Annotated in this window: 24 protein-coding genes; 17 read left to right on the forward strand and 7 right to left on the reverse strand. The window is 64.5% G+C overall.

The window, feature by feature from the left end:
- The first annotated feature begins 8 nt into the window (after positions 1-8).
- From LG661_RS08905 to LG661_RS08930, 6 genes are read left to right on the forward strand one after another with little or no spacing between them, the layout of a single operon-like run.
- Positions 9-629, forward strand: a complete 621-nt coding sequence (locus tag LG661_RS08905; protein WP_230531523.1) for an urease subunit gamma — start codon at positions 9-11, stop codon at positions 627-629.
- Positions 629-2,356: an urease subunit alpha gene (gene ureC / locus LG661_RS08910; RefSeq protein WP_230531524.1), complete on the forward strand. Its 1,728-nt coding sequence runs from the start codon at positions 629-631 to the stop codon at positions 2,354-2,356. Before LG661_RS08905 ends, ureC begins: the two co-directional genes overlap by 1 nt.
- A 1-nt stretch (position 2,357) precedes the next feature.
- On the forward strand, positions 2,358-2,831 hold the full coding sequence (locus LG661_RS08915) for an urease accessory protein UreE (protein WP_230531525.1): 474 nt from the start codon (positions 2,358-2,360) through the stop codon (positions 2,829-2,831).
- Entirely contained in the window at positions 2,797-3,525 is a 729-nt protein-coding gene (locus tag LG661_RS08920; RefSeq protein WP_322098848.1) for an urease accessory protein UreF, read from the forward strand. Before LG661_RS08915 ends, LG661_RS08920 begins: the two co-directional genes overlap by 35 nt.
- On the forward strand, positions 3,522-4,145 hold the full coding sequence (ureG, locus tag LG661_RS08925; protein ID WP_230531526.1) for an urease accessory protein UreG: 624 nt from the start codon (positions 3,522-3,524) through the stop codon (positions 4,143-4,145). The genes LG661_RS08920 and ureG overlap by 4 nt, the downstream gene beginning before the upstream one ends.
- Positions 4,146-4,157: 12 nt before the next feature.
- The gene (locus LG661_RS08930; protein WP_230531527.1) at positions 4,158-4,730 is read left to right on the forward strand and encodes a HupE/UreJ family protein; all 573 of its coding nucleotides are present in this window, start codon (positions 4,158-4,160) and stop codon (positions 4,728-4,730) included.
- 260 nt (positions 4,731-4,990) lie between these two features.
- Here LG661_RS08930 and LG661_RS08935 read toward each other — a convergent pair whose 3' ends face one another.
- The 3 genes from LG661_RS08935 to LG661_RS08945 all read right to left on the reverse strand — a co-directional run bounded on the left by LG661_RS08935 (position 4,991) and on the right by LG661_RS08945 (position 7,214).
- On the reverse strand, positions 4,991-5,704 hold the full coding sequence (locus tag LG661_RS08935) for a DnaJ domain-containing protein (protein ID WP_407666685.1): 714 nt from the start codon (positions 5,702-5,704) through the stop codon (positions 4,991-4,993).
- Positions 5,701-6,429, reverse strand: coding sequence for a vWA domain-containing protein (locus tag LG661_RS08940; protein ID WP_230531528.1), 729 nt, complete (start codon positions 6,427-6,429; stop codon positions 5,701-5,703). Before LG661_RS08940 ends, LG661_RS08935 begins: the two co-directional genes overlap by 4 nt.
- A 74-nt stretch (positions 6,430-6,503) precedes the next feature.
- Positions 6,504-7,214, reverse strand: a complete 711-nt coding sequence (locus tag LG661_RS08945) for a GntR family transcriptional regulator (protein WP_230531529.1) — start codon at positions 7,212-7,214, stop codon at positions 6,504-6,506.
- Positions 7,215-7,345: 131 nt separating this feature from the next.
- Between LG661_RS08945 and LG661_RS08950 the strand changes: the two genes are divergently transcribed.
- The 5 genes from LG661_RS08950 (at position 7,346) to LG661_RS08970 (ending at position 13,067) form a co-directional block, all read left to right on the forward strand.
- Positions 7,346-8,341 carry a sialic acid TRAP transporter substrate-binding protein SiaP gene (locus LG661_RS08950; RefSeq protein ID WP_230531530.1) on the forward strand — a complete coding sequence of 332 codons (996 nt, stop codon included), beginning with the start codon at positions 7,346-7,348 and terminating at the stop codon, positions 8,339-8,341.
- A 149-nt stretch (positions 8,342-8,490) separates the two neighbouring features.
- Positions 8,491-9,045, forward strand: a complete 555-nt coding sequence (locus LG661_RS08955; protein ID WP_230531531.1) for a TRAP transporter small permease — start codon at positions 8,491-8,493, stop codon at positions 9,043-9,045.
- A gap of 13 nt (positions 9,046-9,058) precedes the next feature.
- A complete protein-coding gene (locus tag LG661_RS08960; RefSeq protein ID WP_230531532.1) occupies positions 9,059-10,414 on the forward strand; it encodes a TRAP transporter large permease in 1,356 nt (451 codons plus the stop codon).
- A 12-nt stretch (positions 10,415-10,426) separates the two neighbouring features.
- The gene (locus LG661_RS08965; RefSeq protein WP_230531533.1) at positions 10,427-11,944 is read left to right on the forward strand and encodes a UxaA family hydrolase; all 1,518 of its coding nucleotides are present in this window, start codon (positions 10,427-10,429) and stop codon (positions 11,942-11,944) included.
- Between the two features lie 40 nt (positions 11,945-11,984).
- A complete protein-coding gene (locus LG661_RS08970; protein WP_230531534.1) occupies positions 11,985-13,067 on the forward strand; it encodes a D-TA family PLP-dependent enzyme in 1,083 nt (360 codons plus the stop codon).
- Between the two features lie 64 nt (positions 13,068-13,131).
- Here the strand turns inward: LG661_RS08970 and LG661_RS08975 are convergent, their stop codons facing one another.
- From LG661_RS08975 to LG661_RS08990, 4 genes are all read right to left on the reverse strand, one after another.
- A complete protein-coding gene (locus LG661_RS08975; RefSeq protein ID WP_230531535.1) occupies positions 13,132-14,178 on the reverse strand; it encodes an FUSC family protein in 1,047 nt (348 codons plus the stop codon).
- Between the two features lie 212 nt (positions 14,179-14,390).
- A complete protein-coding gene (locus tag LG661_RS08980) occupies positions 14,391-15,053 on the reverse strand; it encodes a hypothetical protein (protein ID WP_230531536.1) in 663 nt (220 codons plus the stop codon).
- Positions 15,054-15,192: 139 nt separating this feature from the next.
- On the reverse strand, positions 15,193-16,389 hold the full coding sequence (uxuA, locus tag LG661_RS08985; protein WP_230531537.1) for a mannonate dehydratase: 1,197 nt from the start codon (positions 16,387-16,389) through the stop codon (positions 15,193-15,195).
- Positions 16,390-16,475: 86 nt separating this feature from the next.
- Positions 16,476-17,204 carry a GntR family transcriptional regulator gene (locus tag LG661_RS08990; protein WP_230531538.1) on the reverse strand — a complete coding sequence of 243 codons (729 nt, stop codon included), beginning with the start codon at positions 17,202-17,204 and terminating at the stop codon, positions 16,476-16,478.
- A 122-nt stretch (positions 17,205-17,326) separates the two neighbouring features.
- Between LG661_RS08990 and uxaC the strand changes: the two genes are divergently transcribed.
- The 6 genes from uxaC to LG661_RS09020 are packed head-to-tail and all read left to right on the forward strand — an operon-like array spanning position 17,327 to position 24,323.
- A complete protein-coding gene (gene uxaC / locus LG661_RS08995) occupies positions 17,327-18,730 on the forward strand; it encodes a glucuronate isomerase (RefSeq protein WP_230531539.1) in 1,404 nt (467 codons plus the stop codon).
- A 53-nt stretch (positions 18,731-18,783) separates the two neighbouring features.
- The gene (locus LG661_RS09000) at positions 18,784-19,971 is read left to right on the forward strand and encodes an ABC transporter substrate-binding protein (protein WP_230531540.1); all 1,188 of its coding nucleotides are present in this window, start codon (positions 18,784-18,786) and stop codon (positions 19,969-19,971) included.
- Positions 19,972-19,985: 14 nt separating this feature from the next.
- On the forward strand, positions 19,986-21,071 hold the full coding sequence (locus LG661_RS09005; RefSeq protein WP_230531541.1) for an ABC transporter ATP-binding protein: 1,086 nt from the start codon (positions 19,986-19,988) through the stop codon (positions 21,069-21,071).
- Positions 21,071-21,982, forward strand: a complete 912-nt coding sequence (locus LG661_RS09010) for an ABC transporter permease (protein ID WP_230531542.1) — start codon at positions 21,071-21,073, stop codon at positions 21,980-21,982. Before LG661_RS09005 ends, LG661_RS09010 begins: the two co-directional genes overlap by 1 nt.
- 4 nt (positions 21,983-21,986) lie before the next feature.
- Positions 21,987-22,829 carry an ABC transporter permease gene (locus LG661_RS09015; protein WP_230531543.1) on the forward strand — a complete coding sequence of 281 codons (843 nt, stop codon included), beginning with the start codon at positions 21,987-21,989 and terminating at the stop codon, positions 22,827-22,829.
- A gap of 9 nt (positions 22,830-22,838) precedes the next feature.
- Entirely contained in the window at positions 22,839-24,323 is a 1,485-nt protein-coding gene (locus LG661_RS09020) for a mannitol dehydrogenase family protein (RefSeq protein ID WP_230531544.1), read from the forward strand.
- Positions 24,324-24,371: the final 48 nt, after the last annotated feature.

Here is a 24,371-nt window from a genome sequence, read left to right on the forward strand (position 1 = left end):
GGTCCAACATGCAGCTTACACCGCGTGAAAAAGACAAGCTCCTCATCGCCATGGCGGCCATGGTCGCCCGCCGCCGCCTGGAGCGCGGCGTGAAGCTCAACCATCCGGAAGTCATCGCCCTCATCACCGATACGGTGCTGGAAGGGGCCCGCGATGGCCGCTCGGTCGCCGAACTCATGGAGGCGGGCGCGCATGTGGTCAGCGCCGACCAGGTCATGGAGGGTGTCGCAGAGATGATCCACGACATCCAGGTCGAGGCGACCTTTCCGGATGGCACCAAGCTCGTCACGGTCCATCACCCGATCCGCGGTGCAGCCTCGAAAGACGTGCCGGGCGAGGTCACGACTCTGGGAGGCGAGATCGTCTTCAACGAGGGCGCTGAGCGGGTCGTCATCAGCGTCGCCAATACCGGCCACCGGCCAATCCAGGTAGGCAGCCACTATCATTTCTTCGAGACCAACCCTGCGCTCTCCTTCGAGCGCGACAGGGCCCGCGGCATGCGCCTCGACATCGCGCCCGGCACGGCGGTGCGCTTCGAGCCCGGCGCGACCCGGGAGGTCGTGCTGGTGCCGCTTGGGGGCAAGCGCGAGGTCTACGGATTCCGCCGGGGCGTAATGGGAGCGCTGTGATGACGAACGGAAGAAAGCCCGCCTCGCTCCCGCGTGCGGCCTATGCGGACATGTTCGGACCGACGAAGGGAGACAGGATACGGCTCGCCGATACCGCCCTCATTATCGAGGTGGAGAAGGACTTCACCACCTATGGCGAGGAGGTGAAGTTCGGCGGCGGCAAGGTCATCCGCGACGGCATGGGGCAGGGGCAGGCGAGCCGGCAGGAGGGAGCGGTCGACACCGTCATCACCAATGCCGTGATCCTCGACCATTCCGGTGTCGTGAAGGCCGATATCGGCATCAAGGGCGGCCGGATCACCGCGATCGGAAAGGCGGGCAATCCGGACGTGCAGCCGGGGGTCGACATCATCATCGGTCCCGGCACGGAGATCGTGGCGGGCGAGGGCAAGATCATCACTGCCGGCGGCTTCGACAGCCACATCCACTTCATCTGCCCGCAGCAGATCGAAGAGGCGCTGATGTCCGGCATCACCACGATGCTCGGCGGCGGCACGGGACCGGCCACGGGCACCTATGCCACCACCTGCACGCCTGGTCCCTGGCACATCGCCCGCATGATCGAGGCGGCGGATGCCTTTCCCATGAACCTGGCTTTCTCCGGAAAGGGCAATGCCTCGAAGCCGGCAGCCCTGGAGGAGATGATCAAGGCCGGAGCCTGCGCCCTGAAGCTGCACGAGGACTGGGGCACGACGCCGGCCGCCATCGACTGCTGCCTTTCGGTAGCGGAGGACTATGACATCCAGGTGATGATCCACACGGACACCCTGAACGAGTCCGGTTTCGTGGAGGACACCATCGCCGCCTTCAAGGGCCGCACCATTCACGCCTTCCACACGGAAGGGGCGGGCGGGGGGCATGCGCCCGACATCATCAAAGTGGCGGGACTTCCCAACGTTCTGCCGTCCTCCACCAATCCGACGCGGCCCTATACGGTCAATACCATCGACGAGCATCTCGATATGCTCATGGTGTGCCACCATCTCGATCCGTCCATCCCGGAAGACCTCGCCTTCGCCGAAAGCCGCATCCGCAAGGAAACCATCGCCGCAGAGGACATCCTGCACGATATCGGCGCGCTCTCGATGATGTCCTCCGACAGCCAGGCCATGGGCCGCGTGGGCGAGGTCATCATCCGCACCTGGCAGACGGCGCACAAGATGAAGGTCCAGCGCGGTCCGCTGCCGGGAGAGACCGGCGACAACGACAACCTGCGCGCCCGGCGCTACATCGCGAAATACACGATCAACCCTGCCATCGCCCATGGCGTGTCCAGGCATATCGGCTCCGTGGAGCCCGGTAAGCTCGCGGATCTCGTGGTCTGGACGCCCGCCTTCTTCGGCGTGAAGCCCGATCTCGTCATCAAGGGCGGAGCCATCGCCGCCGCCCTCATGGGCGACCCAAATGCCTCGATTCCGACGCCGCAGCCGGTTCACTACCGGCCGATGTTCGGGGCCTATGGACGGGCGCTCGCCACGACCTCGCTCACCTTCGTCTCCAAGGCTGCCGTCGAGGGCGGTCTGGCCGCAAAGCTCAACATTCAGAAGGAGCTGGTCGCAGTCGAGAACGTCCGCGGCGGAATCGGCAAGAAGGACATGGTGCTCAACGACGCCACGCCGGCAATCGAGGTCGATCCCGAGACCTATGACGTGCGCGCCGACGGCGAATTGCTGGTCTGCGAGCCCGCCAAGATCCTCCCCATGGCCCAACGCTATTTCCTGTTCTGACATGATCCGCGCCACATCCATCATCCGCCGCGAGGCCGTCGTTCCCGACCGCATCGTCGACATCATCACCCTCGACCATGGCGACCGTCACCGCCGCCGGATCGCGCTCCATGCCGATGGGGGCACGGCCTTCCTCCTCGACCTCGATAAGGCCGATGTGCTGGAGGACGGCGACGCCATCCGTCTGGACAGCGGCTGGCTCGTGGAGGTGAGGGCGGCTCCCGAAAAGCTGGTCGAGGTCAGGACGGGCGATCCCCTCGACCTCCTGACGCTCGCCTGGCACATCGGCAACCGGCACGTCCCGGCCGAGATCACCCGCGATGCGATCTACATCGGCTACGATCACGTGCTGGTCGATATGCTGCAAGGGCTCGGCGCTCAGGTCGAGATCGTTGAGAGGCCGTTCCGTCCCGTCCGTGGGGCGTATCATCACCATGAGCATGGCGGACATCATCATGGGCATGGCCATGGGTGAGAACGGCGGCATTCTGCAGGGCACTGGAGAGGGGCTGGCGGTCCTGCCGCTCTTCGCCTGGCTGTCCCCGTCCTATCCGGTCGGTTGCTACGCCTACTCGCATACCCTGGAATGGGCGGTGGAGACCGGGGATGTGACGAACGAGGGGACCCTCGTTGCCTGGCTCAGCGATGCCATGACCTTGGGGCTCGGCCGCAACGATGCAGTTTTGCTCGCCAATGCCTATCGGGCGGTGGAGGCAAATGCCATTGCGATACTTGCGGACGTCAACGAGCTGGCGCTGGCGCTCTCGCCATCCGGGGAGCTCTATCTCGAAACGAGCCAGCAGGGTCGCAGTTTTCTCGATGCGACGCTCGCCGCATGGCCTTCGCCGCGCCTCCCGAACCTCGAAGGAGATGTCGCCTTTCCGGTTGCCATCGGCATGGCGGCGGCCGCCCATGGCATTCCCCTGGCCGTGACGGCAGAAGCCTATCTCTTCGGGCTCATCCAGACCCTTGTCTCAGCCGCCATCCGTCTCGCGCCCATCGGGCAGACCGCCGGAATTCGTGCCACCGCTGCTCTTTCGGCGACGGTCCGTGACGTGGCCCGGAACTCCCTTCACCTGACCGTCGACGATATCGGCAGCGCGACATTCCGGGCCGATCTCGGCTCGTTCCACCATGAAAACCAATACACGAGGCTTTTCCGCTCATGAACTCTTCAACGGGACCCCTTCGCGTCGGTATCGGCGGCCCGGTCGGCTCGGGCAAGACCGCCTTGATGGAGGCGCTCTGCAAGACCTTCCGCGAGCGCTACGACATCTGCGCCATCACCAATGACATCTACACCAAGGAGGATGCGCGCCTCCTGACCGTGGCTGGCGCATTGCCCGTGGAGCGCATTATGGGCGTCGAGACGGGCGGGTGCCCGCATACGGCGATCCGCGAGGATGCCTCCATCAACCTTGCGGCCATCGCCACCATGCGCAAGCGCTTCCCGAGGCTCGATATCGTCCTTGTGGAATCCGGCGGCGATAATCTCGCTGCGACCTTCTCACCGGAGCTTGCGGACCTGACGATCTACGTGATTGACGTGGCGGGCGGCGAGAAGATCCCGCGCAAGGGCGGGCCCGGCATCACCCGGTCCGATCTCCTCGTAGTCAACAAGATTGACCTCGCCCCTTATGTGGGCGCCGATCTCGCGATCATGGAAGAGGACACCAAGCGCATGCGCGGCCAGCGGCCGTATGTGTTCAGCAACATCCGCGACGGCGTCGGCGTGGATGCCATCGCCCGGTTCATCGAACAGGCCGGCGGACTCGCCGCGGCCGCCTGACAGGAGCACCACATGATCAAGAAGAGTTGCATCCTCGCCCCGGTCCTGATGCTCGCATCGACGCCGGTGCTGGCGCATACCGGAGACCATTCGGCTTCCAGCTTCGCCTCCGGCCTGCAGCACCCTCTAGGCGGACTCGATCACATCCTGGCGATGGTAACGGTCGGCCTCTTCGCGGCCGTTCTCGGCGGACGGGCATTGTGGGCGGTTCCGGCAACCTTCATCGCCATGATGCTGGCGGGGGGAGGCCTGGGACTGGCGGGTGTTACCCTTCCTGGCGTCGAGTTGGGGATCGTTGCATCGATCGTCGTCCTAGGATGGCTTGTCGCCCTGGGCCGCTCCTGGTCCCCTGGCATGGCCATGGCGCTCGTTGGCGTCTTCGCGATCTTCCACGGACATGCCCATGGCGCGGAGATGCCGAGTGAGGCCGGTGCAGCGCTCTACAGCCTCGGCTTCGCCCTTGCGAGCGCAATGCTCCATGCGGCCGGAATTGGCACAGGCTTCCTGGCCTTCGGTCGTCCTCAGGCCATCCGCCTTGCAGGTGCGGCCGTTGCCGCCTCGGGTCTCGTGCTGGCCTTAGGCTAGACATCTGACACGGCCGCAGACAGCCCGGCGCTCTGAGAGCGTCGGGACGATGCAGGTTGTTCTGATCAGGAGCGGCCTTCGCCGCAGCCGTCCTGGGTTACCGCGACCAGCCTTCGAAGCTGCAGATAGTGGCCATGAGGGCTACGGCTGCGCCGATCAACAGAAGTTCAATCCCAATATCACTCATGGGGGCCTCGCCACAATCGATGCGGCTTCTAACGAATCCTCGATGAATGAAGAATGAAGGGCGGGGTTGTGTTTTACGACTTCCCGCGGTCCAGCAGGACCTCCTTGGCTTGGTTCACCCGGCTCGCGAGGTAGGTCGAGCCGCCCTGGTCGGGATGAAGCTTCTTCATGAGGTCTCGATGCGCCTGCCGGATCGCATCGGGATCGGCGCCCGGTTCGATGCCTAAGACCTGGTAAGCCTCTTCCTGCGACATGGCGCCGGACGAGGGTCGGGGGGGCGTCTCGGCCTGCTCCTCGGTCCCGGCGCCTCCCCGCCATTGAGGAAAGCGGCGGTCGAGATAGGCCTCCAGGAGACGCCCGCCATCGGGATCGCCCGCCTGGCATTCCGCTAATAGCGCCTGTAGTTCCGCCTCGCCGAGGGCGCTGAGCCGCCGCCCGGAGAAGGCCCCGGCGAGAACCGAGCCGTCCATATCGCCCGTATCGTGGTCGAGCTCCATCTCGATGAGCGCCGAGCGGACGCGCGAGACGCTGCCGGCGGATTTCTGGGAGCCTCTTCCAAATCCGGGAATGCCGAAGCCGCTCCAGCCGAGAAGCCAGGCCCCGAAGCCTCCGATCAGAAAGGCGAGCTCAAGCCGCCCCCGCAAGCCGAAGAGTGCGGCAAGACCGAGGGCGGCGATGCCGCCGACGATCTTCAGGACTTTTGCCAGGGCAGCCGTGTTCGCCTGCGTGAAGCTGTTCAGGATCCACAACAGGAGAGCGACCGCCGCGATGCCGTAGAGCACCATCACCGCTTGCGCTCCGTCATGTCGGAAAGAAGGGCTTTGGCGTGTGTGCTGTTCGAGGCGAGCCGCGTGAGCCCCTCGACGCCGCTGGTCGCATAGACGGCGGCGGCGCGCAGGAGTTCGGAAAGGGTCTGGGGTGCGCCCGCATCGAAGCGGGCATAGGCTCCGCCGGTGAGCCGGGCGATCTCCTTGAAAGCGCGGGCGGCGTCCGGATCATGCCCCTCGTGGAACATGAAGGCCTTGACGCCGAGCAGGCCGAGTTCGCCCGCGACCGCGCAGAGGTCGTCGATGGGCTCCTCCATGGCGTCGCCTACATAGACCAGGACCTTGAGCGGCTCCTTGCCGGCCTCGGTCCGGACGTGGCGGAGCACGCGCCCGATCTGCGTCTGGCCGCCCCGGCAGCCGATCTTGGTCATGAGGTCCGTCAGGGAGCGAGGATCAGCGACCCAGCGGGAGGAGCGGCACTCGTTGAAGCCGCGGAAATACACGAGCTGGACCGAAAGACCGCCAGTCTGGCCCGCGGCCGCGAACATCTCGCCCTGGACGCGGCAGGCGACATCCCAGGTGGGCTGCCGGCTCATGGTGGCGTCGAGCGCGAAGACGAGACGCGGGCGGGGCGCGCCGTTCTCCAGCGGGCCGAGGCGCTTCGCCTCCTGCAGGAACGAGTCGATCATCGAGCCCGGACTGCCGGTGTCGGCGGATGGCTTTGTGAGATCCTTCTTGTCGGTCATCGTCCCTCCCTCGGCCTATCATGTGGGAAGGAAGGGGGGGCTTGTAAATCCGTGGCGGGAGGCCGCGCGCTCGATCATTGAGGCATGAAGACCTCGGGATGCGCGCTGGAAAAGCGCTCCAGCTCATCCATGACCGCATCGAGATGGGCCTCCATGGCCCGCCGGGCGGCCTCGGGATCATGGGCCTCGATCACCCGGACAAGGACCCGGTGCTCGGCGAACGTCACCGCGTGGCGGCGCGGGGACGAGAGGAGGCGGCGGACCCGGTCGATATTGGCCCGGGAGGCTTCTATGACGGCGGCAACCCGGGGCATCTCCAGGCTGTCCACAAGGATCGCATGGAAGACTAGATCGAGGGTGTAGAACCCCGCCCGGTCGCCTCGCGCGACGGCCTCCTCCTGGGCCTGCAGGTTCTCCTGGAGGGCGGCCAGAGCCGAGGAGGGCAGGCGCCGGGCAGCGGCTTCGGCCACCATGGCCTCGAGCGCCCGGCGGATCAGCATGGATTCCTGAATCTCGGACCGGCGGATGCGGGCGGCACGGGTGCCGCGCTGCGGCAGGACCTCGACGAGTCCCTCCGCCGCCAGCCGCGTGAGGGCTTCGGATACGGGAAAGCGCGAGACGCCGAGTCTCTCGCAGACGAGCCCTTTGTCGATGAATTCGCCCGGGGCGAAGTCCAGCGCCACGATGGCGGATCTCAGCGTGCGCTCCACCTGCTCGGTCGTGTTTCCGCGGGGGCCCCGGTCCAAAAGAGCCAGGAAACCGTAATTTTTTTTCTTGTCGATCACCTGCATCGTACTAACATGTTAGCTGATCCGACGAGCCGACGCCATCGGCCGATCGGGCTCCGGACGGGCCAGTCGGGCTCGCCGGTACTCAACAAACGGCCGTAGAGCCGAAGCTTCGGGAGGAAAACTGCATGTCGCATCTGACACGCCGCCTGACACTTGGAATTCTCGCCACCGCCGCTCTCACGCTGCCCGCGCTGCCAGCCAGCGCCCAGACGAAACTGAAATTCGCCCACGTCTACGAGACCTCCGAGCCCTACCACAAATGCGCCCTCTGGGCCGGCGAGGAGTTCAAGAAGCGGACAAACGGCAAATACGAGATCGAGGTCTTCCCTGCCTCGTCGCTCGGCAAGGAAAGCGACATCAACGAGGGACTGTCCCTCGGAACGGTGGATATCATCTATACCGGCCAGCTCTTCGCCGGTCGTGCTCATGGTCCGATCGCCATCGGCGGCGCACCCTACATGTTCCGTGACTTCGACCACTGGAAGGCTTTCCGGAATTCCGATCTCTTCAAGGAACTCGGGCAGGGCTACGAGAAGAAGACCGGGCATCAGGTGGTAGGGCTCACCTATTACGGCGAGCGCCACGTCACCTCCAACAAGGGCATTACCAAGCCGGAGGACATGAAGGGCCTGAAGATCCGCGTGCCTGACGCGCCGCTCTACACCATGTTCCCGAAGGCCGTCGGCGCCAACCCGACCCCCATCGCCTTCGCCGAGGTGTATCTTGCCCTCTCGCAGGGCGTCGTGGATGCACAGGAGAACCCGCTCGTCACGATCCAGGCCAAGAAGTTTCACGAGGTTCAGGACAACATCGTCCTCACCGGCCATATCACGGACGCGCTGCTGACCATCGTTTCCGGCGGCACGATGCAGCGCCTGAACGACGAGGAGAAGAAGGCTCTCACCGAGATCCTGGGGCAGGCTGCGGATCAGTGCACCAACGACATCGTCCAGAAGGAGAAGGAGCTCGTCGACTGGTTCAAGGGACAGGGTGAGAACGTGGTCGCCGTTGACCGCAAGCCCTTCCGCGAGGCCACCGTGAAGATGCACATGGGTCCCGACGCCACCTGGGACAAGGCGACCTACGACCGCCTGCAGGCGATCCAGTCGAGCACGAACTGATCCTGCTCTCCCTCCCTCTCCCCGTTCTCGCGGGGGGAGGGGCTTCGCCTTCTGGTGTCTCCTTTCCCGCCCAAGGCTGGGAAGAACCGTGGATTCTGCCGAACATGCAAACCGAGGCTTCAAGGGCTCCAGTCTCCAGGGAGCGGGCTTTGCCTGCCGATACCCCCCGGGACGAAACGGACGATCTGTTCCAGCAATGGCAGGAGGAGGAATCGCATGTGGATCTGTCCGACCTGCGCTGGTCCGATGCGCTGGTCTTCGTGATCTTCTGGGCCCTGTTCGGCGTGGTCTTCCTGCAGTTCTGGACCCGCTACGTCCTCAACGACTCCCTCGGCTGGACGGAGGAGATCGCCCGCTATCTCCTGATCCTTGTGACGTTCGTCGGCTCGATCACGGCCATGCGTAAGGGATCGCATATCGCGGTCGAGGCGCTCCTCGTGTTCCTTCCGCGAAAGGGGCGGCACTGGGTTCTCGTCGCAGTGGATGGCCTCGTCGCGCTCTTCTGCGGCGCCATGGCCTGGTATGCCTATCAGCTCGGGGCGCTCGCTCCCGGCTACATGGTGTCCATCGATATCCCCAAAGGATATGTCTACTGGATCGTCTCGGCGGCCCTGGCCGGCATCACCGTTCATGCCGCGATCCGTTTCGTGCGGCGGCTTCGCGGCCGCGAGGCGGATGCGCCTCACGGCCTCGCCCTCGATTGAGTCGGAGTGCTCCATGCTTGTCGCTACGATGATAGTTGCACTCCTGGTGATGATCGTGATCGGCGTTCCGATTGCGGTCGCCCTGGCGGGCTCGTCGCTTCTCTTCCTCGTCGTCGGCAATCTGACCGGCGAGACGACCACGCCCGTCATCACGGTCATCCACCGGATGGTGAACGGGGTGGATTCCTTCCCGCTCCTGGCGGTCCCGTTCTTTATCATGGCCGGCAACCTGATGAATTCCGCCGGCATCACGAAGCAGATCTATGACTTTGCCGTCGCTGCGGTGGGCTGGCTGAAAGGCGGCCTCGGCCACGTGAATGTCGCAGGCTCCGTGATCTTCGCCGGCATGTCCGGGACGGCGGTAGCCGATGCAGGCGGCATCGGTACGATCGAGATCAAGGCCATGCGCGATCACGGCTACGACACGCGGTTCGCGGTCGGGCTCACAGCCGCATCCTCGACCATCGGGCCGATCATCCCGCCGTCTCTTCCCCTCGTCATCTACGGCGTCGTAGCGAATGCCTCGATCAATGCTCTCTTCGTGGCGGGCATCGTCCCCGGCCTGATCATGGCGCTGTTCACCTCGGGCATGGTGGTGATCTATGCCTATCGCTATGGAATCGGCCGGGATGCCAATTTCCAGCTTGGTCGGCTCGGTCGCTCGTTCCTCAATGCCTTTCTGCCGCTCCTGACGCCCGCCATCATCATCGGCGGCATGAGCTTCGGCCTCTTCACGCCGACAGAGGCGGCGGTTTTCGCCTGCGGCTATGCACTCCTGCTCTCGGTCGTGATCCACAGGGCGTTCAACCTGGTGCTTGCCGCGCGGGGGGAGAAACATCGCTATTCCGTCCTCAGCCTGCGCCAGTTCGTGCGTGTCACGATGGATACCATCGAAACTACGGCGGTGGTCCTCTTTATCGTGGCGGGCGCTTCGATCTTCGGCTGGGTGCTCACCACTACACGCACTACTGACGCCCTGGGCGAGTGGATTATCGCCTATGCGGCCGATCCCATCACCTTCCTGATCCTGGTCAACGTCTTCCTTCTGGCGGTCGGCTGCTTCATGGAAACCATCGCGGCGATCACGATCCTGACGCCGGTCCTGCTGCCGGTCGCCATGAAGCTCGGCATCGATCCGGTCCATTTCGGGATCATCATGGTGCTGAACCTCATGATCGGGCTGCTCACCCCTCCTGTCGGCATGGTTCTCTACGTGCTGGCGCGGGTCGCCAGGATCTCGTTCGAGGACAGCATGAAAGCCTGCGCCCCCTGGCTGCTGCCGCTCATTGCGGTTCTCCTCGTCATTACCTTCGTTCCGCAAACCGTTCTCTGGCTACCGGACCTCCTCCGGCAACTCGGCTATCTCTAGAAGATTGCACCCATGACCACGCCCCGCACCATCCGCCTGTCCGCAGAGGACAATGTCGCCATCGCTATCGATCTGGTGAACCAAGGGGATTCCGCTTCCGGCCTGACCGCCCGGGAGCGCATTCTGCGTGGGCATAAGATGGCCGTCGAGCCGATCCGCGAAGGGGAACCGATCCGCAAGTTCGGCCAGATCATCGGCTTTGCGAAGACTCATATCGCGCCGGGAGAATGGGTGCACGAGCACAATGTCGGCCTGCACGACTTTGAAAGGGATTATGCGTTCTGCTCCGATGCCCGCGACGACGACCTGCTGCCCCCGGAAGCCCGCGCTACCTTCCAGGGTTACAGGCGCGCCTCCGGACGGACCGGGACCCGCAACTACATCGGCATTCTGACCTCGGTGAACTGTTCGGCCTCCGTCGCCAGGTTTGCGGCCGCCGAGGTGGAGCGCTCAGGATTGCTGCGCGAGTACCCCGGCATCGACGGCGTCGTCGCCATCGTCCACGGCACCGGTTGCGGGCACGCAGCCTATGGTGAGGGATTCGACATCCTGCGTCGCACCCAGTGGGGCTATGCCAGCCATCCGAACTTCGCCGGCGTCATCATGGTCGGGCTCGGCTGCGAGGTGTTTCAGATCGGCCGGATGAAGCAGGAATACGGGCTTACCGAAACGGACACCTTCCGCACCCTCACGATCCAGGAGACCGGTGGCACGCGCCGCACGGTTGCGGCCATCGTCGATGCGGTACGGACCATGCTGCCGCTCGTGGCCGCGGCCCAGCGCGAAACGCGGCCTGCCTCTGAACTGGTGCTCGCCCTGCAATGCGGCGGATCTGACGGTTATTCGGCCCTCACCGCCAATCCGGCGCTGGGGGTGGCCTCCGATCTCCTTGTCCGGCACGGTGGCACGTCGATTCTGTCGGAGACGCCCGAGATCTACGGAGCCGAGCACCTGCTCACCCGGCGGGCCGCAACGCGTGAAGTCGGCGAGAAGCTCGTCTCCCGCATCCGCTGGTGGGAGGAGTACACCGCCCGCAACGGCGGCGAGATGAACAACAATCCGTCTCCCGGCAACAAGGCAGGCGGACTCACTACCATCCTCGAAAAGTCGCTGGGCGCTGCAGCCAAAGGCGGACGCTCGACGCTGCGTGCGGTCTACGAGTATGCAGAACTCGTGCGTGAGCATGGCTTCGTTTACATGGACACCCCTGGCTACGACCCGGTCGCGGCAACGGGCCAAATGGCGGGCGGGGCGAACCTGATCGCCTTCACCACAGGACGCGGATCCGCCTTCGGGGCGAAGCCCGTGCCTTCCTTAAAGCTTGCGACAAATTCCGATATCTACCGCCGCATGATGGACGATATGGATATCAATTGCGGCGACATTCTCGACGGCATCCCGCTCGAGCAGAAGGGCGCGGAAATCTTCGACACGCTCCTGCGGGTCGCCTCGGGCGAGCACACGAAATCCGAGGACCTGGGCTACGGAGACCTCGAATTTGTGCCCTGGCAGGTCGGCGCGGTAATGTGACGGCGGAATCGCGGGCCGTCGCCGCGTTTAAGGATAGATCATGTCGATTGAGAATCTGAAGGCCGAGATTGCCCGGCAGTTCGGCACACCTGCCGTCGTGATCGACCTCGATGTCGTCGAGCGCAATATCGCCCGCCTGCAGGCGCTCTGCGATGCGGCGGGTGTGGCGAACCGCCCGCATATCAAGACCCACAAGAGCCCGGTGATCGCCGCCATGCAGCGCGATGCCGGAGCGCGCGGCATCACATGCCAGAAGCTCGGCGAGGCGGAGGTCATGGCCGAGGCCGGTCTCGACGACATCCTGATCTCGTACAACCTGCTCGGGGAGCACAAGATCGGCCGCCTCGGAGCGCTCCTCTCGAAGGCGAAGGTGACGGTTGCCGCCGACAACCCGACCGTGGTCGAGGGCCTGCCCCGCGCGGCAGAAATCGCCGGGCGTGATCTCGACGTAGTGGTGGAGTGCGACACTGGCCGCAAGCGCGCAGGCGTTGCGACAGTGGCGCAGGCGGTGGCCCTGGCGAAGGACATCGCGTCGCGCCCTGGGCTCTCGTTCGCCGGTTTCATGCTCTATCCTCCTGAGAGCGCCATGGCCGAGACACAGGCCTTCCTCAACGAGGCGACGGCGGGCGTGCGGGAGGCGGGGCTCCAGCCGCGGATCGTCTCTTCGGGTGGAACTCCCAATCTGAACAATCTTGGCAGGATCGATGGCGTCACCGAACACCGAGCGGGGACATATGTGTTCAACGACCGCATGATGTTGGCCGCCGGCGTCGCAGGCCTCTCCGATTGTGCGCTGACGGTCTATGCCACAGTGGTCAGCCGGGCCGAGGCCGATCGCGGGATCCTGGATTCGGGCTCAAAGACCCTGACCAGCGATACGGGCGGTCTCGACGGCCATGGCCTTATTGTTGAACATCCTCAGGCCAAGATCGCACGCTTTGCGGAGGAGCACGGCTTCCTCGATCTTTCCGCCTGCAACGACCGTCCCAAGGTGGGCGATATCGTCCGCGTCATTCCCAATCACGTCTGCGTGGTGGTCAACATGGTCGACCGCCTCGTGACCGTGCAGGGAGGGGAGATCGTGGGGGAGCTTCCTGTCGCCGCGCGCGGGCGCCTGGTCTGACAGCGAGATTCGATGCGGACGGAGAAAAAGGCGCTGATCGGGCGCTGCTCGCCAGATTGTTGGGCTACTGCAGCACCCGGCCGATCTCCCGCAGGTTTCTGCCGACCTCTCTGAGGCCGAATATGAGGGCCTGCACCGGCAACGGGTCTTCGGCTGCGGGTGTATTCTCCCGTGGTTCTGCGAGTGCGGCCGGGGCGGCGAGCTTCTCGACCATGCCAATCATCTTATCCAGGTGTTCCATTGTTGGTGCCGGACCCTGCTCCTGAAGGTAGCGGGCTACCTCTCCCAGATAGGCGCATGCCTCCTCCTGAATGCAGTGAATGGTCGAGTCCATGTCTGCGGACCAAGCTGGATCGATCCGCCGGTCACCCTGGACGACCCGGTCAAGGATGATCAGGGCATGCCACAGGCGCTCCAGGGCATGGACGAATTCGTGCAGCGGCGGGCGGTTGTTCCTGCCCAGGCGCGCTCTGGAGGCCATGTCGTGAGCCTGCCGCACATTCGCGAGAAAGCGACGGTGGATCGCTCCGAGTTCCCGCTCACGCGGGTCCAGGGTCTCGTCCAGCGCAACCTGGAGGAGGTCGGCGCAGTTCTCGAGCGCAGCCTGCGCCGACCGGATCGCCTTCTGCCGGGCGGTCTCCGGCCAGACGCCGAAACCGACGATCGTTCCGATCAGGGCGCCAAGCATGATGGCGATGCCGCGGTCGAGTGCGCCGTCCCAGACGTTGGCGCTGGGCCCGAGAGCAATCGCGACAGCGGCGACGACGCCGAAGCGCAAACCCGGCCAGGAGGCGGCAAGGGCATTCACGACGAGGGCGGAGGCAGCAAGCCGCAGCGCCGTCGCGAAATCACCGCCGATGAACTGGATCGATGCGAGGCCGATGACCGTTCCGACGGCGGTAGCGCCCACGCGGCCGCTCGCGGCCGTGAGCGTTCCATCGGTGCTCTGCTGGACAACGAAGAGCGCCGAGATCACGCCCCAGGACATCTCCGCAAGTCCCATCCATTCCATAAGGAGGTACGTTGCTGCGGCTGAAATCGCGCCCTGCAGCCCAAGCCGGAGAGATTCCCGGAGCGTTCCGGGCTTGAGCTTGATCAGAATGTCTTGCACGTCGATACTCTGTACCGATTCTTGCTGCCGGTCTGATGAACTCGCTGTTCAGAGCCTGGCAATGCCTCAAAGCCTCGCCGGAAGCGGGGCCGCTCCTCAGGAGCCTGGAATTGATAGGAATTTGGGTCGACTGCAGAGAATTCTGTGCCGATCTAGGGAGAACGGCTCAGATCGGCTAATGTTTCGTAAGCCCCGTCTGGCTCAGGAGGGGCTCACTCTCCCGTCGAGCAGACCCAGCCGCCCTCGCTCACGCGACAACCATAGCTGGGCTGAGAGGGAACGCGAGGCGAAGCGGCGTTCGGGCCGGCGCCCAGATCGACAGTCCCGGTCTGGGGCGGTCCGGCTTCTCTCCCTGGATTCCTCCCTGTGTCCAGTTGGCGCTCCATCGTCGCGAGGTCGTTCGAACGGGCCGTGATCTGTTCGATCAGTCCGTTCAGTTGCTGCTGGAGCTCTGCCGATTGGGCCTGTGCTTGCTGCAATTCGCCGAGGATGCGGTCACGGCTGGCCAAGGCGTCACTGAGCGTCCTCATGGCCTCATCCCTGCGGCGTTCCGTTTCAGTCAGGTTTTGCCTTGCCTCTGTGAGGTTCTGTTGAACCTGCTGCTGCTCCGCTTGGATCTGCTCCAGGGTGGTGCGTGCGGCTGCAACCTGCCTTTCGAGATCGGCGAGCATTCCGGACGTCCGGCGCAGTTCCTCCAGTTCGGTTACGGCTGCTGCGCGGCTGACCTCCAGCTGCTGGATTCGATTCTGATACTCCGCTTCTTCCCTCGTGCCCGCAACGATGGCCCAGATGGCGATGAGCCAGCCGACCGCGGCCACGATGGCGAGGACGATGAAGCTGGGCTGTCTGACGATGTTCGAGGCGCCTGCCGCCATGATGCACCTTCTGGGTCGCAAGAGGGGATTGGATAAACCCTCCGCACCAGCCCCGTTCCGGCCCGCATCGCGTATGGTACGGTTCCGTTCCAAGTACAGCCATGTCGGCGCTCGGGCGCGCCGCTAGAGAAGGTCAGGGCTACAGAGGCAGGTTCCGGAGCGCGGCCACCGTCGTCATCACCCCGCGCAGCTCGGCGAGACCCTTCAGGCGTCCGATGGCCGGGTAGCCGGGGTGCGTGGGCTTGCCGACGTCGTCGAGGAGCTCGTGGCCGTGGTCGGGCCGCATCGGGATCCGCCAGCGCGGGGCACCGACCTCCTTGCGCCGCTTCTGCTCTTCCAGCAGGACGCTGACGACTGCAACCATGTCCGTGTCGCCGCCGAGATGGTCGGCTTCCATGAAGGATCCATCCGGCTCCTTCGCGACGTTTCGCAGATGGGTGAACCAGATGCGGCTGGCGAAGCGCTGCGCAATCGCGGGAACGTTGTTGTCGGGTCCTGCTCCGAGCGAACCGCTGCAGAGGGTGATCCCGTTGGCGGGGCAATCGACCGCACCGAGGATAAAGGCCAGATCGTCCTCGTTCGAGACGATGCGGGGCAGGCCCATGAGCGAGCGCGGCGGATCGTCGGGGTGGATGCACATCCGAATCCCGACCTCCTCGGCCGTCGGGATCACCTCGCGCAGGAAACGGGCGAGGTTTTCGCGCAGGCGGTTTCTGTCCATGCCCCGGTAGCGGTCCAGCATCAGACGCAGGCCCGGAACGTCGTAGCGGTCATAGGCGCCAGGCAGCCCGGCCATGATGTTGGACAGGAGCTTGCGGCGATCGGCTTCCGACGAGCGCTCGTACCAGGCCCTGGCGCGGGCGATGACCTCCGGCGAATGCTCCGCCTCCGCGCCCTCGCGCTGAAGCATAAAGCAGTCGAAGGCGACGTATTCGTGCATGTTGAATCGCAGGGCCGTCCCGCCGCCGGGCAGGGGATAGGCGAGCTCGGTGCGTGTCCAGTCGACCACCGGCATGAAGTTGTAGCAGACGGTCAGGATCCCGCATTGCGCGAGGTTGCGCAGGGATTGCCGGTAGTTGTCGAAGAAGGGAGTGAGGTCGCCTTCCCCGATCTTGATGCTCTCATGGATGGGCAGGCTCTCTACCACGCTCCAGCGCAGGCCGAGCGAGGGATCGGCCGCGATCTGCGCCTTGCGGGCCTCGATCTCATCGATGCTCCAGACAACGCCGTAGGGGATGTGGTGAAGGGCCGTCACGATTCCCGTCGCACCGGTCTGGCGAATGTGGGGGAGGCGAACCGCATCCTCGGGGCCGAACCAGCGCCAGGTCTGTTCCATGATGTCACCTTTTTGGAGCCGAGCTCGGACGCCGGCGAGGAGTTTGGGAGTCGGCACAGCTGAAGCTGCGCGTCAAGAAGGCCGGTTCAGGCACTCAGGGCCTCTGGCGAGGCTTCGTCCACCGCCTCGAAGAGATCGGGAAACTGCGCGGCGAGTTCCGGGAGCGAGCGGAGGATCTCGCTCAGGTGCTGATGCATCGCCTGCTCGGCCGCAACCGGATCTCCCGCCTTGATGGCTTCCACGATGATGACGTGTTGCGCAATGACGGAGTGCCGCGGCACTGCCTTCTTCATGTCGAGGAATCGCACCCGGTCCATCTGAGGTTTGATGTCCTCGATCATCCGCCAGGCGGAAGGCCGCCCCGCCGTCTCGGCGAGAAGACGGTGAAATTCCTCGTCCAGAGAAAGAAACTCTTCCGTCGAGGCCGAGCGCTGGACGCGCCGCTGCCGGGTCAGGCTGGCATTGAGCTCTGTGAGCATCACGGGTGTCGCTTTGAGCGCGGCCTCTCTCACCACAGCACATTCGACCGCTTCGCGGATGAAGCGCGCGTCCTCAACGCCGGAGCGCGAGATCTTCACAACCTGCGTTCCGCGCTGCGGCAGCACACGCACGAGACCGGCCTCGCTCAGCTTGATCAGGGCTTCACGGACGGGCGAGCGGCTGATTCCGAATCGCTGCGCGAGATCCTGCTCGGACAACATCTCTCCAGGCGCGAACTGCATGTTCACGATGGCTTGGCGGAGGGCCCTGGTCACCTGGCGGGCCATGGGTTCCCGGCTGAGATCGAGCTTGGCGAGGGGTGCTTTATTCGTCATAAGCGGAACACTACCATACTAGTAGGCCATTGCAAACCGATCTGGACCGCTCTAAGCTTTCTAGTGTTGGCGCTTCGAAACCGGCCGGAAACAAGCTGGAGGAAGCGTTGAGGGAGAACGCCATGCTGATCCATCCGGACCGGCTCTTTCCTGTCGACGCGTCTGCCCGCGACGTGGCCCGCAGGCTCTATGCAGGCATCCGCAATCTACCGATCGTGTCGCCCCACGGCCATACGGATCCGCGCTGGTATGCGGAGAATGAGCCGTTCCCGGATCCGGCGGCTCTCTTCGTTGTTCCCGATCACTATATCTTCCGGATGCTCTACAGCCAGGGCGTTCGCCTGGAGGACCTCGGCATTCCGACCCGGGACGGAAGCCCGGTCGAGCGCGATCCGCGCGCGATCTGGCGTCGTTTCGCGGCCCATTATCATCTCTTCCGCGGCACCCCCACGCGGGCCTGGCTCGACCACACATTTTCAACGCTCTTCGGATTCACGGAGCGACTCTCCGCAGCGAATGCCGACGATTATTACGACCGGATCGATGCGGCTCTCCGCACGCCGGAATTCCGTCCCCGCGCCTTGTTCGAGCGCTTCAGAATCGAGGCGATCGCCACGACGGAAAGCCCGCTCGATCCCTTGATGCACCATGAGACCATCCGGCGATCCGGGTGGGGCGGGCGCGTGATCACCGCCTACCGGCCGGATCCGGTCGTCGATCCCGACTTCGAAGGTTTTCGCGACAATCTCATCCGCTTCGGCGAGATCACCGGCTGCGATGCCACGACCTGGAGCGGCTATCTGGAGGCGCACCGGAAACGCCGCGCCTTCTTCCGTGACTATGGGGCGACATCGACCGATCACGGCCACCCGACGGCGCGAACCGCCGACCTTTCACGTGGGGAGGCCGAGGCCTTGTTTCGCAAAGTCGCCTCCGGTGATTTCAGCGCCGAGGATGCGGAGACGTTCCGAGCCCAGATGCTGACCGAGATGGCCGCCATGAGCGTCGGGGACGGCATGGTCATGCAGATTCATCCCGGCTCGTTCCGCAACCACAACCGGGCGATCTTCAACCGTTTCGGCCGGGACATGGGCGCGGACATCCCCACGCGAACGGATTACGTCCAAGCCCTGAAACCTCTGCTGGATCGCTTCGGCAACGAGCCCGGATTGACCCTGATCGTCTTTACCCTCGACGAGACGAGCTATTCGCGGGAATTGGCGCCGCTCGCCGGGCACTATCCGGCGCTGAAGCTGGGGCCGGCCTGGTGGTTCTTCGATGCGCCCGAAGGCATGCGCCGCTTCCGTGAACTGACCACTGAGACGGCGGGCTTCTACAATACCGTCGGTTTCAACGACGATACCCGCGCCTACCTGTCGATCCCCGCCCGTCACGATGTGGCGCGGCGTGTCGACTGCGCCTTTCTCGCCAATCTCGTGACGACCCATCGCCTCGACGAGGACGAGGCGCACGAGGTTGCCTACGACCTGGCCTATCGCCTCGCCAAAGAGGCCTACAAGCTGTGATGCCGGACAAGCTCCCAAAGGAGCGCGCCGCACAGAAAAGGGAGGAAGAGAGAATGACGAATATCCTCACCAGACGGACCTTCATCGGTGCTGTGTCAGGTGCCGCGGGCGTGGCCGCTCTCGGCGGAAAAGCCTTCGCCCAGCTCGCGTTGCCCAAAAGCCCGGTCAACCTCAACATCATCGATGTCGCAGGCAACCTGGCGCTGACGCAGAAGGCTATCGAGAACTATCGCAAGGCGAAGCCCAACCTCGTCTCACGCATCACCTTCACCAAGGCCCCGGCTCCGGAACTCGCCGGCAAGCTCAAGGCGCAGCAGGTTGCGGGCCGCGTCGATATCGACCTTGTGCTCACCGGCACCGATGCGCTATCCGCCGGTATCGAGCAGAATCTCTGGGTCCAGCTGCTGCCGGATTACGCATCCGCGCTGCCCAATCTCGAGCAGATCTATATCCCGGCCGCCGCCAAGATGCAGTCGCTTGCAAAAGGGCAGGGTGTCGTCGTGACCTATTATCCATCGGGTCCGCTGCTCGAATACATGCCCGACAAGGTAAAGGACGTGCCGAAGACGGCCCAGGAGTTGCTGGCCTGGGCCAAAGCCAATCCGGGTCGCTTCATCTATGCTCGTCCGGCCAATTCGGGACCGGGCCGCACCTTCATCATGGGGCTGCCTTACATCCTCGGGGACAGCAACCCGCAGGATCCGGCCAAGGGCTGGGACAAGACCTGGGCCTACCTGAAAGAGCTCGGCCAGTACGTCGAGTACTACCCGTCCGGCACGGGCGCGGTGATGAAGGAACTCGGCGAAGGCTCCCGCGACATGACGGTGACGACGACGGGCTGGGACATCAACCCGCGCGTCCTCGGCGTGGTGCCGAAGGAGGCCAAGGTCGGCAAGATCGACGGCTTCCACTGGGTGGCGGATGCCCATTACATGTCGGTGCCGAAGGGGCTTTCCAACGAGAAGGTCGCCGTTCTCCTCGACCTGATGAGTTTCCTGCTCACCAAGGACCAGCAGGCCTACACCTATGACGAGGGATATTTCTACCCCGGTCCTGCCGTGCAGGGCGTGACCCTCGACATGGCCCCGCCCGAGAGCCAGGCCGCCATCAAGGAGTTCGGCCGTCCCGAATACGAGCAGTGGATCGCCGAAAACCCCATCGAACTTCCGCTCCAGCCGGAGCAGATGGTGGTTGCGTTCCGCATGTGGGATGAACAGGTCGGCGGCGCGAAGCGCCAGTAAGTCAGAGGCCCGCGATGACGATTGCTTTGTCACAATTCAACGAAGTCCGACTAGACCGCGTCAGCCGGGATTTCGGAGCCCTCAACGCCTTGCGTGATGTTTCCCTGACGGTTCAGCGAGGGGAGTTCATCGCATTGCTCGGGCCCTCTGGCTGCGGCAAGTCCACGACATTGAATTGCGTCGCGGGCCTTCTTCCCGTCACGGGGGGAGCGATCTGGCTCGACAAGAGCCGGGTCGACACCCTGAGGCCCGAGGAGCGCGGGTTCGGCATGGTGTTCCAGAACTATGCGCTCTTTCCCCACCTCAATGTGCGCCAGAATATCGGGTTCGGCCTCAAGATGCGCGGCCGGCCGAAGGCGGAGATCGACCGCAAGGTGGATGAGGCGATCAGCCTCGTCCGGCTCGGGGGGCAGGAAAACAAGCTGCCCGGCCAGCTCTCCGGCGGTCAGCAGCAGCGCGTGGCGATTGCCCGCGCCATCGTCATCGAGCCTCCGCTCGTGCTGATGGACGAACCCCTGTCCAATCTCGACGCCAAGCTGCGCCTCGAGATGCGCGCCGAAATCAGGCGCATCCACAACCAGCTCGGTGCAACGACCATTTACGTGACCCACGACCAGGACGAGGCGCTCTCGCTCGCCGACCGGATCGTCGTGCTGAAGGACGGAATCGTCCGGCAGGTGGGGACGCCGAAGGAGCTTTACGATGCGCCGACCCATCTCGACGTCGCAGACTTCATGGGCTTCCGAAACCGCCTCAAGGGTCGCGTGATCTCGCACGAGAACGGCCGGGTCCTTCTGGATGTCGAGGGAGCGCAGATCGGCGGCATGGCTCGCGAGCGGGTCTCGACTGGCTCGTCGGCCTACGCCTCCATCCGTCCGGACGATCTGGTGGCCGGAGAGCCCGGGCCGAATGCCCTGGCCGTGACGGTGGACACCATCGAGTACCGGGGCCGCGAGTTCGTCGGGACGGCGCACTCGAAAGGCGGCCTCGACTTCGTCTTCCGTTCCCATCAGGAGGTTGCGCCGGGCTCGCCCATCCATCTGCGGGCGGATGACAGCCGCGTCCTCGTCTTCGCCGAGCCGGTCCAGGGGAGAGCCTGATGGACGTCCTTGCGCCGACCCCGGCCGTCATAGCGGGGCCGAGCCTGCGCCAGCGGCTGGCCTCCCGCGGCTTCGACGCCGTTACCCTGCTCGTGGTGCCGGCCGCCATCTTCAGCCTTGTCCTGTTCGTCTATCCCTTCGCCTTCGGCTTCGTCCTGTCCTTCGAGCCAAAGGCCGGGGGGGATTGGCTCGCCAACTACCGGCGCTTCTTCTCGGATCCGTTCCTCTATGAAACCATTGCCAAGACGCTATGGCTCGCCGTTCCCGTTACGATCCTGAACCTGCTTCTGGCGGTTCCAATCGCCTTTCGGGTGCGCCTCATGCGCCGCCAACGCCTCCTGACGACGATCCTCGTCCTGCCCATCACGCTGGGGACCGTTCTCGTGGCCGAGGGCCTGCTGAATTATCTGGGCCCCCAGGGCTGGTTCAACAGGACCCTGATGACGGTTGGGCTGATCGACCAGCCTTTGAAACTCGTCCACAATTACTGGGGCGTCTTCGCCTCGCTCGTGATCACAGGCTTCCCGTTCACGTTCCTTCTGACCCTGTCTTATGTCACCGGCATCGACCCGGCCCTGGAGCAGGCCGGCGCAACCCTCGGAGCCAACGCCTGGCAGCGCTTCCGCCACATTTACCTTCCGCTCCTGATGCCGGGATTTGCCATCACCTTCTGCCTGTCCTTCGTGCAGGCCTTCTCGGTATTTCCCTCGGCCGTGCTGCTTGGTGCGCCTGCGGGACCGACGCGCGTCATCTCGATTGCGGCCTATCAGGCGGCCTTCGAGGAATACGACTACTCGATGGCCTCCGCTGTGGCGATGATCATGGGCTTCGTCCAGCTCGGCATCGTCGTGGCGGTGCTGGCCTCCCGCGGGCTGTTCTACCGCGGCCCGGCCTCCGGCGCGAAAGGGTAAGCCGATGATCCGCGATACGACACTCGGTTCGAAGCTTTGGGCTGTGGCCGTCTGGACTATGGTCGGCTTTTTCGTCGTCAATCTCTTCGCCATGATCGGCACAGTGGTCACCAGCTCCTTCGCCACGCGTTGGCTCGGGACCTGGCTGCCGGCGGGCTGGACGACGCGGTGGTACTCCTCGGCCTGGAGCGAGTTCCAGCTGGGAGACGTTCTCCTCGTCACATTCCAGGTGGTCGGGGCGGTGGTGCTGATTTCCGGAGCGCTGGGCGTCACGGCGGCTTACGCGCTTGCCCGGCGTGACTTTCCCGGCAAGCGCATGCTTCTGCTGCTTTTCCTGCTGCCGCTCCTCATCCCGCCGATTACCTTCGGCATTCCGCTCGCGACCGTTCTCTACCAGACCGGGCTTGCGGGAACGTTCTGGGGGGTCGTGGTGGCCAATCTGGTGCCGACCGTTCCCTTCGTGATCCTCTTGATGATCCTGTTCATCGAGCAGATCGACCCGAAGATCGAGGCGGCCGCCCGCGTCTTCGGCGCGAACACCTTCAAGCTCTTCATCCATGTGCTTCTGCCGCTGCTCCTGCCGGGCATCCTGGCGGCTTTGCTTCTGGTGCTGGTGCGCACCATCGCCATGTTCGAGCTGACCTTCCTCGTGGCGGGGCCGACGAGCCAGACCCTGGTCGTTGCGCTCTATTATGCCGTCTTCGCGGCCGGCGTGCGGGCCGTCCAGTCTATCGACGCGATGGCGGTGGTCTATATGGTGACGACGCTGGTGTGGCTCATCATTGCGCTGCGCTTCGTCAACCCGACGCAGATCGTCACCCGCGCGAAGCAACAGCCGGCGCATTGAGGGGCAGGGATGAACGAACGTCTGAACGGAACGACGCTCGCAGGCCTTCCGGCGGGCATTCAGCGACCCCGCTACGATCGGAGCGCGGTCACCGCCGGAATCGTGCATCTCGGCATCGGGGCTTTCCATCGGGCGCATCAGGCCGTCTATACGGATGACATACTGATCCATGATCCTCGCTGGGGCATCGTGGCCGCCAGCCTGCGCAGCCCGGACACCTACGATGCGCTCGATCCGCAGGACGGCCTTTACACCCTCTCGGTCCGCTCCCACGAGGGCGAAGCGCTCCGGGTGATCGGCTCCATCGGCCGGGTTATCGTCGCCCCCAGGGCGACGGAAGAGCTTCTTCGCACCATGGCCGACCCGGCGACGCGGATCGTCACGCTGACGGTGACCGAGAAGGGCTATTGCCATGACCCGGCGACAGGCGCCCTGAACGAGAGCCACCCGGATATCGTGCACGATCTGGCGAATCTGCGTTCCCCGCGCACTGCTCCCGGCTTCATCGTGGAGGCCCTGCGCCGCCGGCGCATGGCGGGCGTGCCGCCCTTCACGGTTCTGACCTGCGACAATCTTCCGTCGAACGGGCGCACGGTGAAGCGCGTCCTCACCCGTCTCGCTGAACTGGTGGAGCCCGGTTTCGGACGGTTCGTAGCCGATGAGGTGTCGTGTCCCTCGACCATGGTCGACCGGATCGTGCCCGCCACCAGCAACGAGGACCGCGAGCGGATTGGCCGGGCTCTCGGCGTCGCCGATGCATGGCCTGTCGTGACCGAACCGTTCACTCAATGGGTGATCGAGGACCGCTTCCCCTCAGGCCGGCCGGCTTGGGAGGAGGCAGGTGCGGAGTTCGTAGCCGATGTGGAGCCCTATGAGCATATGAAGCTCCGGCTCCTCAACGGAAGTCATTCGACACTCGCCTATCTCGGCTATCTCGCGGGTTACGAGACCGTTGCGGACACGATGGCCGACCCCGCTTTCTCCCGCCTGGTCGAAGGCCTGATGGACGAGGAGGTGACGCCGACGCTCCATATGCCCCCAGGGGCGGATCTCACGTCCTACAAGCGCGCGCTCATCCAGAGGTTCAAGAACCCGGCGCTCAGGCACCGCACCTGGCAGATCGCTATGGATGGATCCCAGAAGCTGCCCCAGCGACTGCTCGGCACGATCCGGGACCGTCTTCGTGGCGATGCGCCCATCGAGCGGCTCGCCCTTGGGGTGGCCGCCTGGATGCGCTACGTGACGGGGACCGACGAGAGGGGCGCTCCCATCGATGTGCGCGATCCCCTGGCGGGACAGCTGCGGGAGCTTGCGGATCGGGCAGGGGGCTCTGCTGAGCAGCTTTCCACGGCGCTGTTCGCCCTGCGCGAAGTCTTTGGAGACGATCTCTCCGGCAATCCGCGGTTCACCGGGCCGGTGACGGCGGCGCTGCAGCGCCTTTATGCGAATGGTTCAGCGCGCACCGTCGCGGAACTGGCCTCACGGCGCCGCTAAAACCAAGCCGAATGATGCGTGAATGGCCCGAACTATTCTTTTGGGCCA

The organism is Microvirga roseola, assembly GCF_020866965.1.
Lineage (GTDB): Bacteria > Pseudomonadota > Alphaproteobacteria > Rhizobiales > Beijerinckiaceae > Microvirga > Microvirga roseola.

Bases quoted from the DNA above. Each gene is read 5' to 3' on its own strand.
- LG661_RS08905 (WP_230531523.1), top strand. From the start codon at position 9: ATGCAGCTTACACCGCGTGAAAAAGACAAGCTCCTCATCGCCATGGCG.
- ureC (WP_230531524.1), top strand. From the start codon at position 629: ATGACGAACGGAAGAAAGCCCGCCTCGCTCCCGCGTGCGGCCTATGCG.
- LG661_RS08915 (WP_230531525.1), top strand. From the start codon at position 2,358: ATGATCCGCGCCACATCCATCATCCGCCGCGAGGCCGTCGTTCCCGAC.
- LG661_RS08920 (WP_322098848.1), top strand. From the start codon at position 2,797: ATGGCGGACATCATCATGGGCATGGCCATGGGTGAGAACGGCGGCATT.
- ureG (WP_230531526.1), top strand. From the start codon at position 3,522: ATGAACTCTTCAACGGGACCCCTTCGCGTCGGTATCGGCGGCCCGGTC.
- LG661_RS08930 (WP_230531527.1), top strand. From the start codon at position 4,158: ATGATCAAGAAGAGTTGCATCCTCGCCCCGGTCCTGATGCTCGCATCG.
- LG661_RS08940 (WP_230531528.1), bottom strand. From the start codon at position 6,429: ATGACCGACAAGAAGGATCTCACAAAGCCATCCGCCGACACCGGCAGT.
- LG661_RS08950 (WP_230531530.1), top strand. From the start codon at position 7,346: ATGTCGCATCTGACACGCCGCCTGACACTTGGAATTCTCGCCACCGCC.
- LG661_RS08960 (WP_230531532.1), top strand. From the start codon at position 9,059: ATGCTTGTCGCTACGATGATAGTTGCACTCCTGGTGATGATCGTGATC.
- LG661_RS08965 (WP_230531533.1), top strand. From the start codon at position 10,427: ATGACCACGCCCCGCACCATCCGCCTGTCCGCAGAGGACAATGTCGCC.
- LG661_RS08970 (WP_230531534.1), top strand. From the start codon at position 11,985: ATGTCGATTGAGAATCTGAAGGCCGAGATTGCCCGGCAGTTCGGCACA.
- LG661_RS08980 (WP_230531536.1), bottom strand. From the start codon at position 15,053: ATGGCGGCAGGCGCCTCGAACATCGTCAGACAGCCCAGCTTCATCGTC.
- uxuA (WP_230531537.1), bottom strand. From the start codon at position 16,389: ATGGAACAGACCTGGCGCTGGTTCGGCCCCGAGGATGCGGTTCGCCTC.
- LG661_RS08990 (WP_230531538.1), bottom strand. From the start codon at position 17,204: ATGACGAATAAAGCACCCCTCGCCAAGCTCGATCTCAGCCGGGAACCC.
- uxaC (WP_230531539.1), top strand. From the start codon at position 17,327: ATGCTGATCCATCCGGACCGGCTCTTTCCTGTCGACGCGTCTGCCCGC.
- LG661_RS09000 (WP_230531540.1), top strand. From the start codon at position 18,784: ATGACGAATATCCTCACCAGACGGACCTTCATCGGTGCTGTGTCAGGT.
- LG661_RS09005 (WP_230531541.1), top strand. From the start codon at position 19,986: ATGACGATTGCTTTGTCACAATTCAACGAAGTCCGACTAGACCGCGTC.
- LG661_RS09010 (WP_230531542.1), top strand. From the start codon at position 21,071: ATGGACGTCCTTGCGCCGACCCCGGCCGTCATAGCGGGGCCGAGCCTG.
- LG661_RS09015 (WP_230531543.1), top strand. From the start codon at position 21,987: ATGATCCGCGATACGACACTCGGTTCGAAGCTTTGGGCTGTGGCCGTC.
- LG661_RS09020 (WP_230531544.1), top strand. From the start codon at position 22,839: ATGAACGAACGTCTGAACGGAACGACGCTCGCAGGCCTTCCGGCGGGC.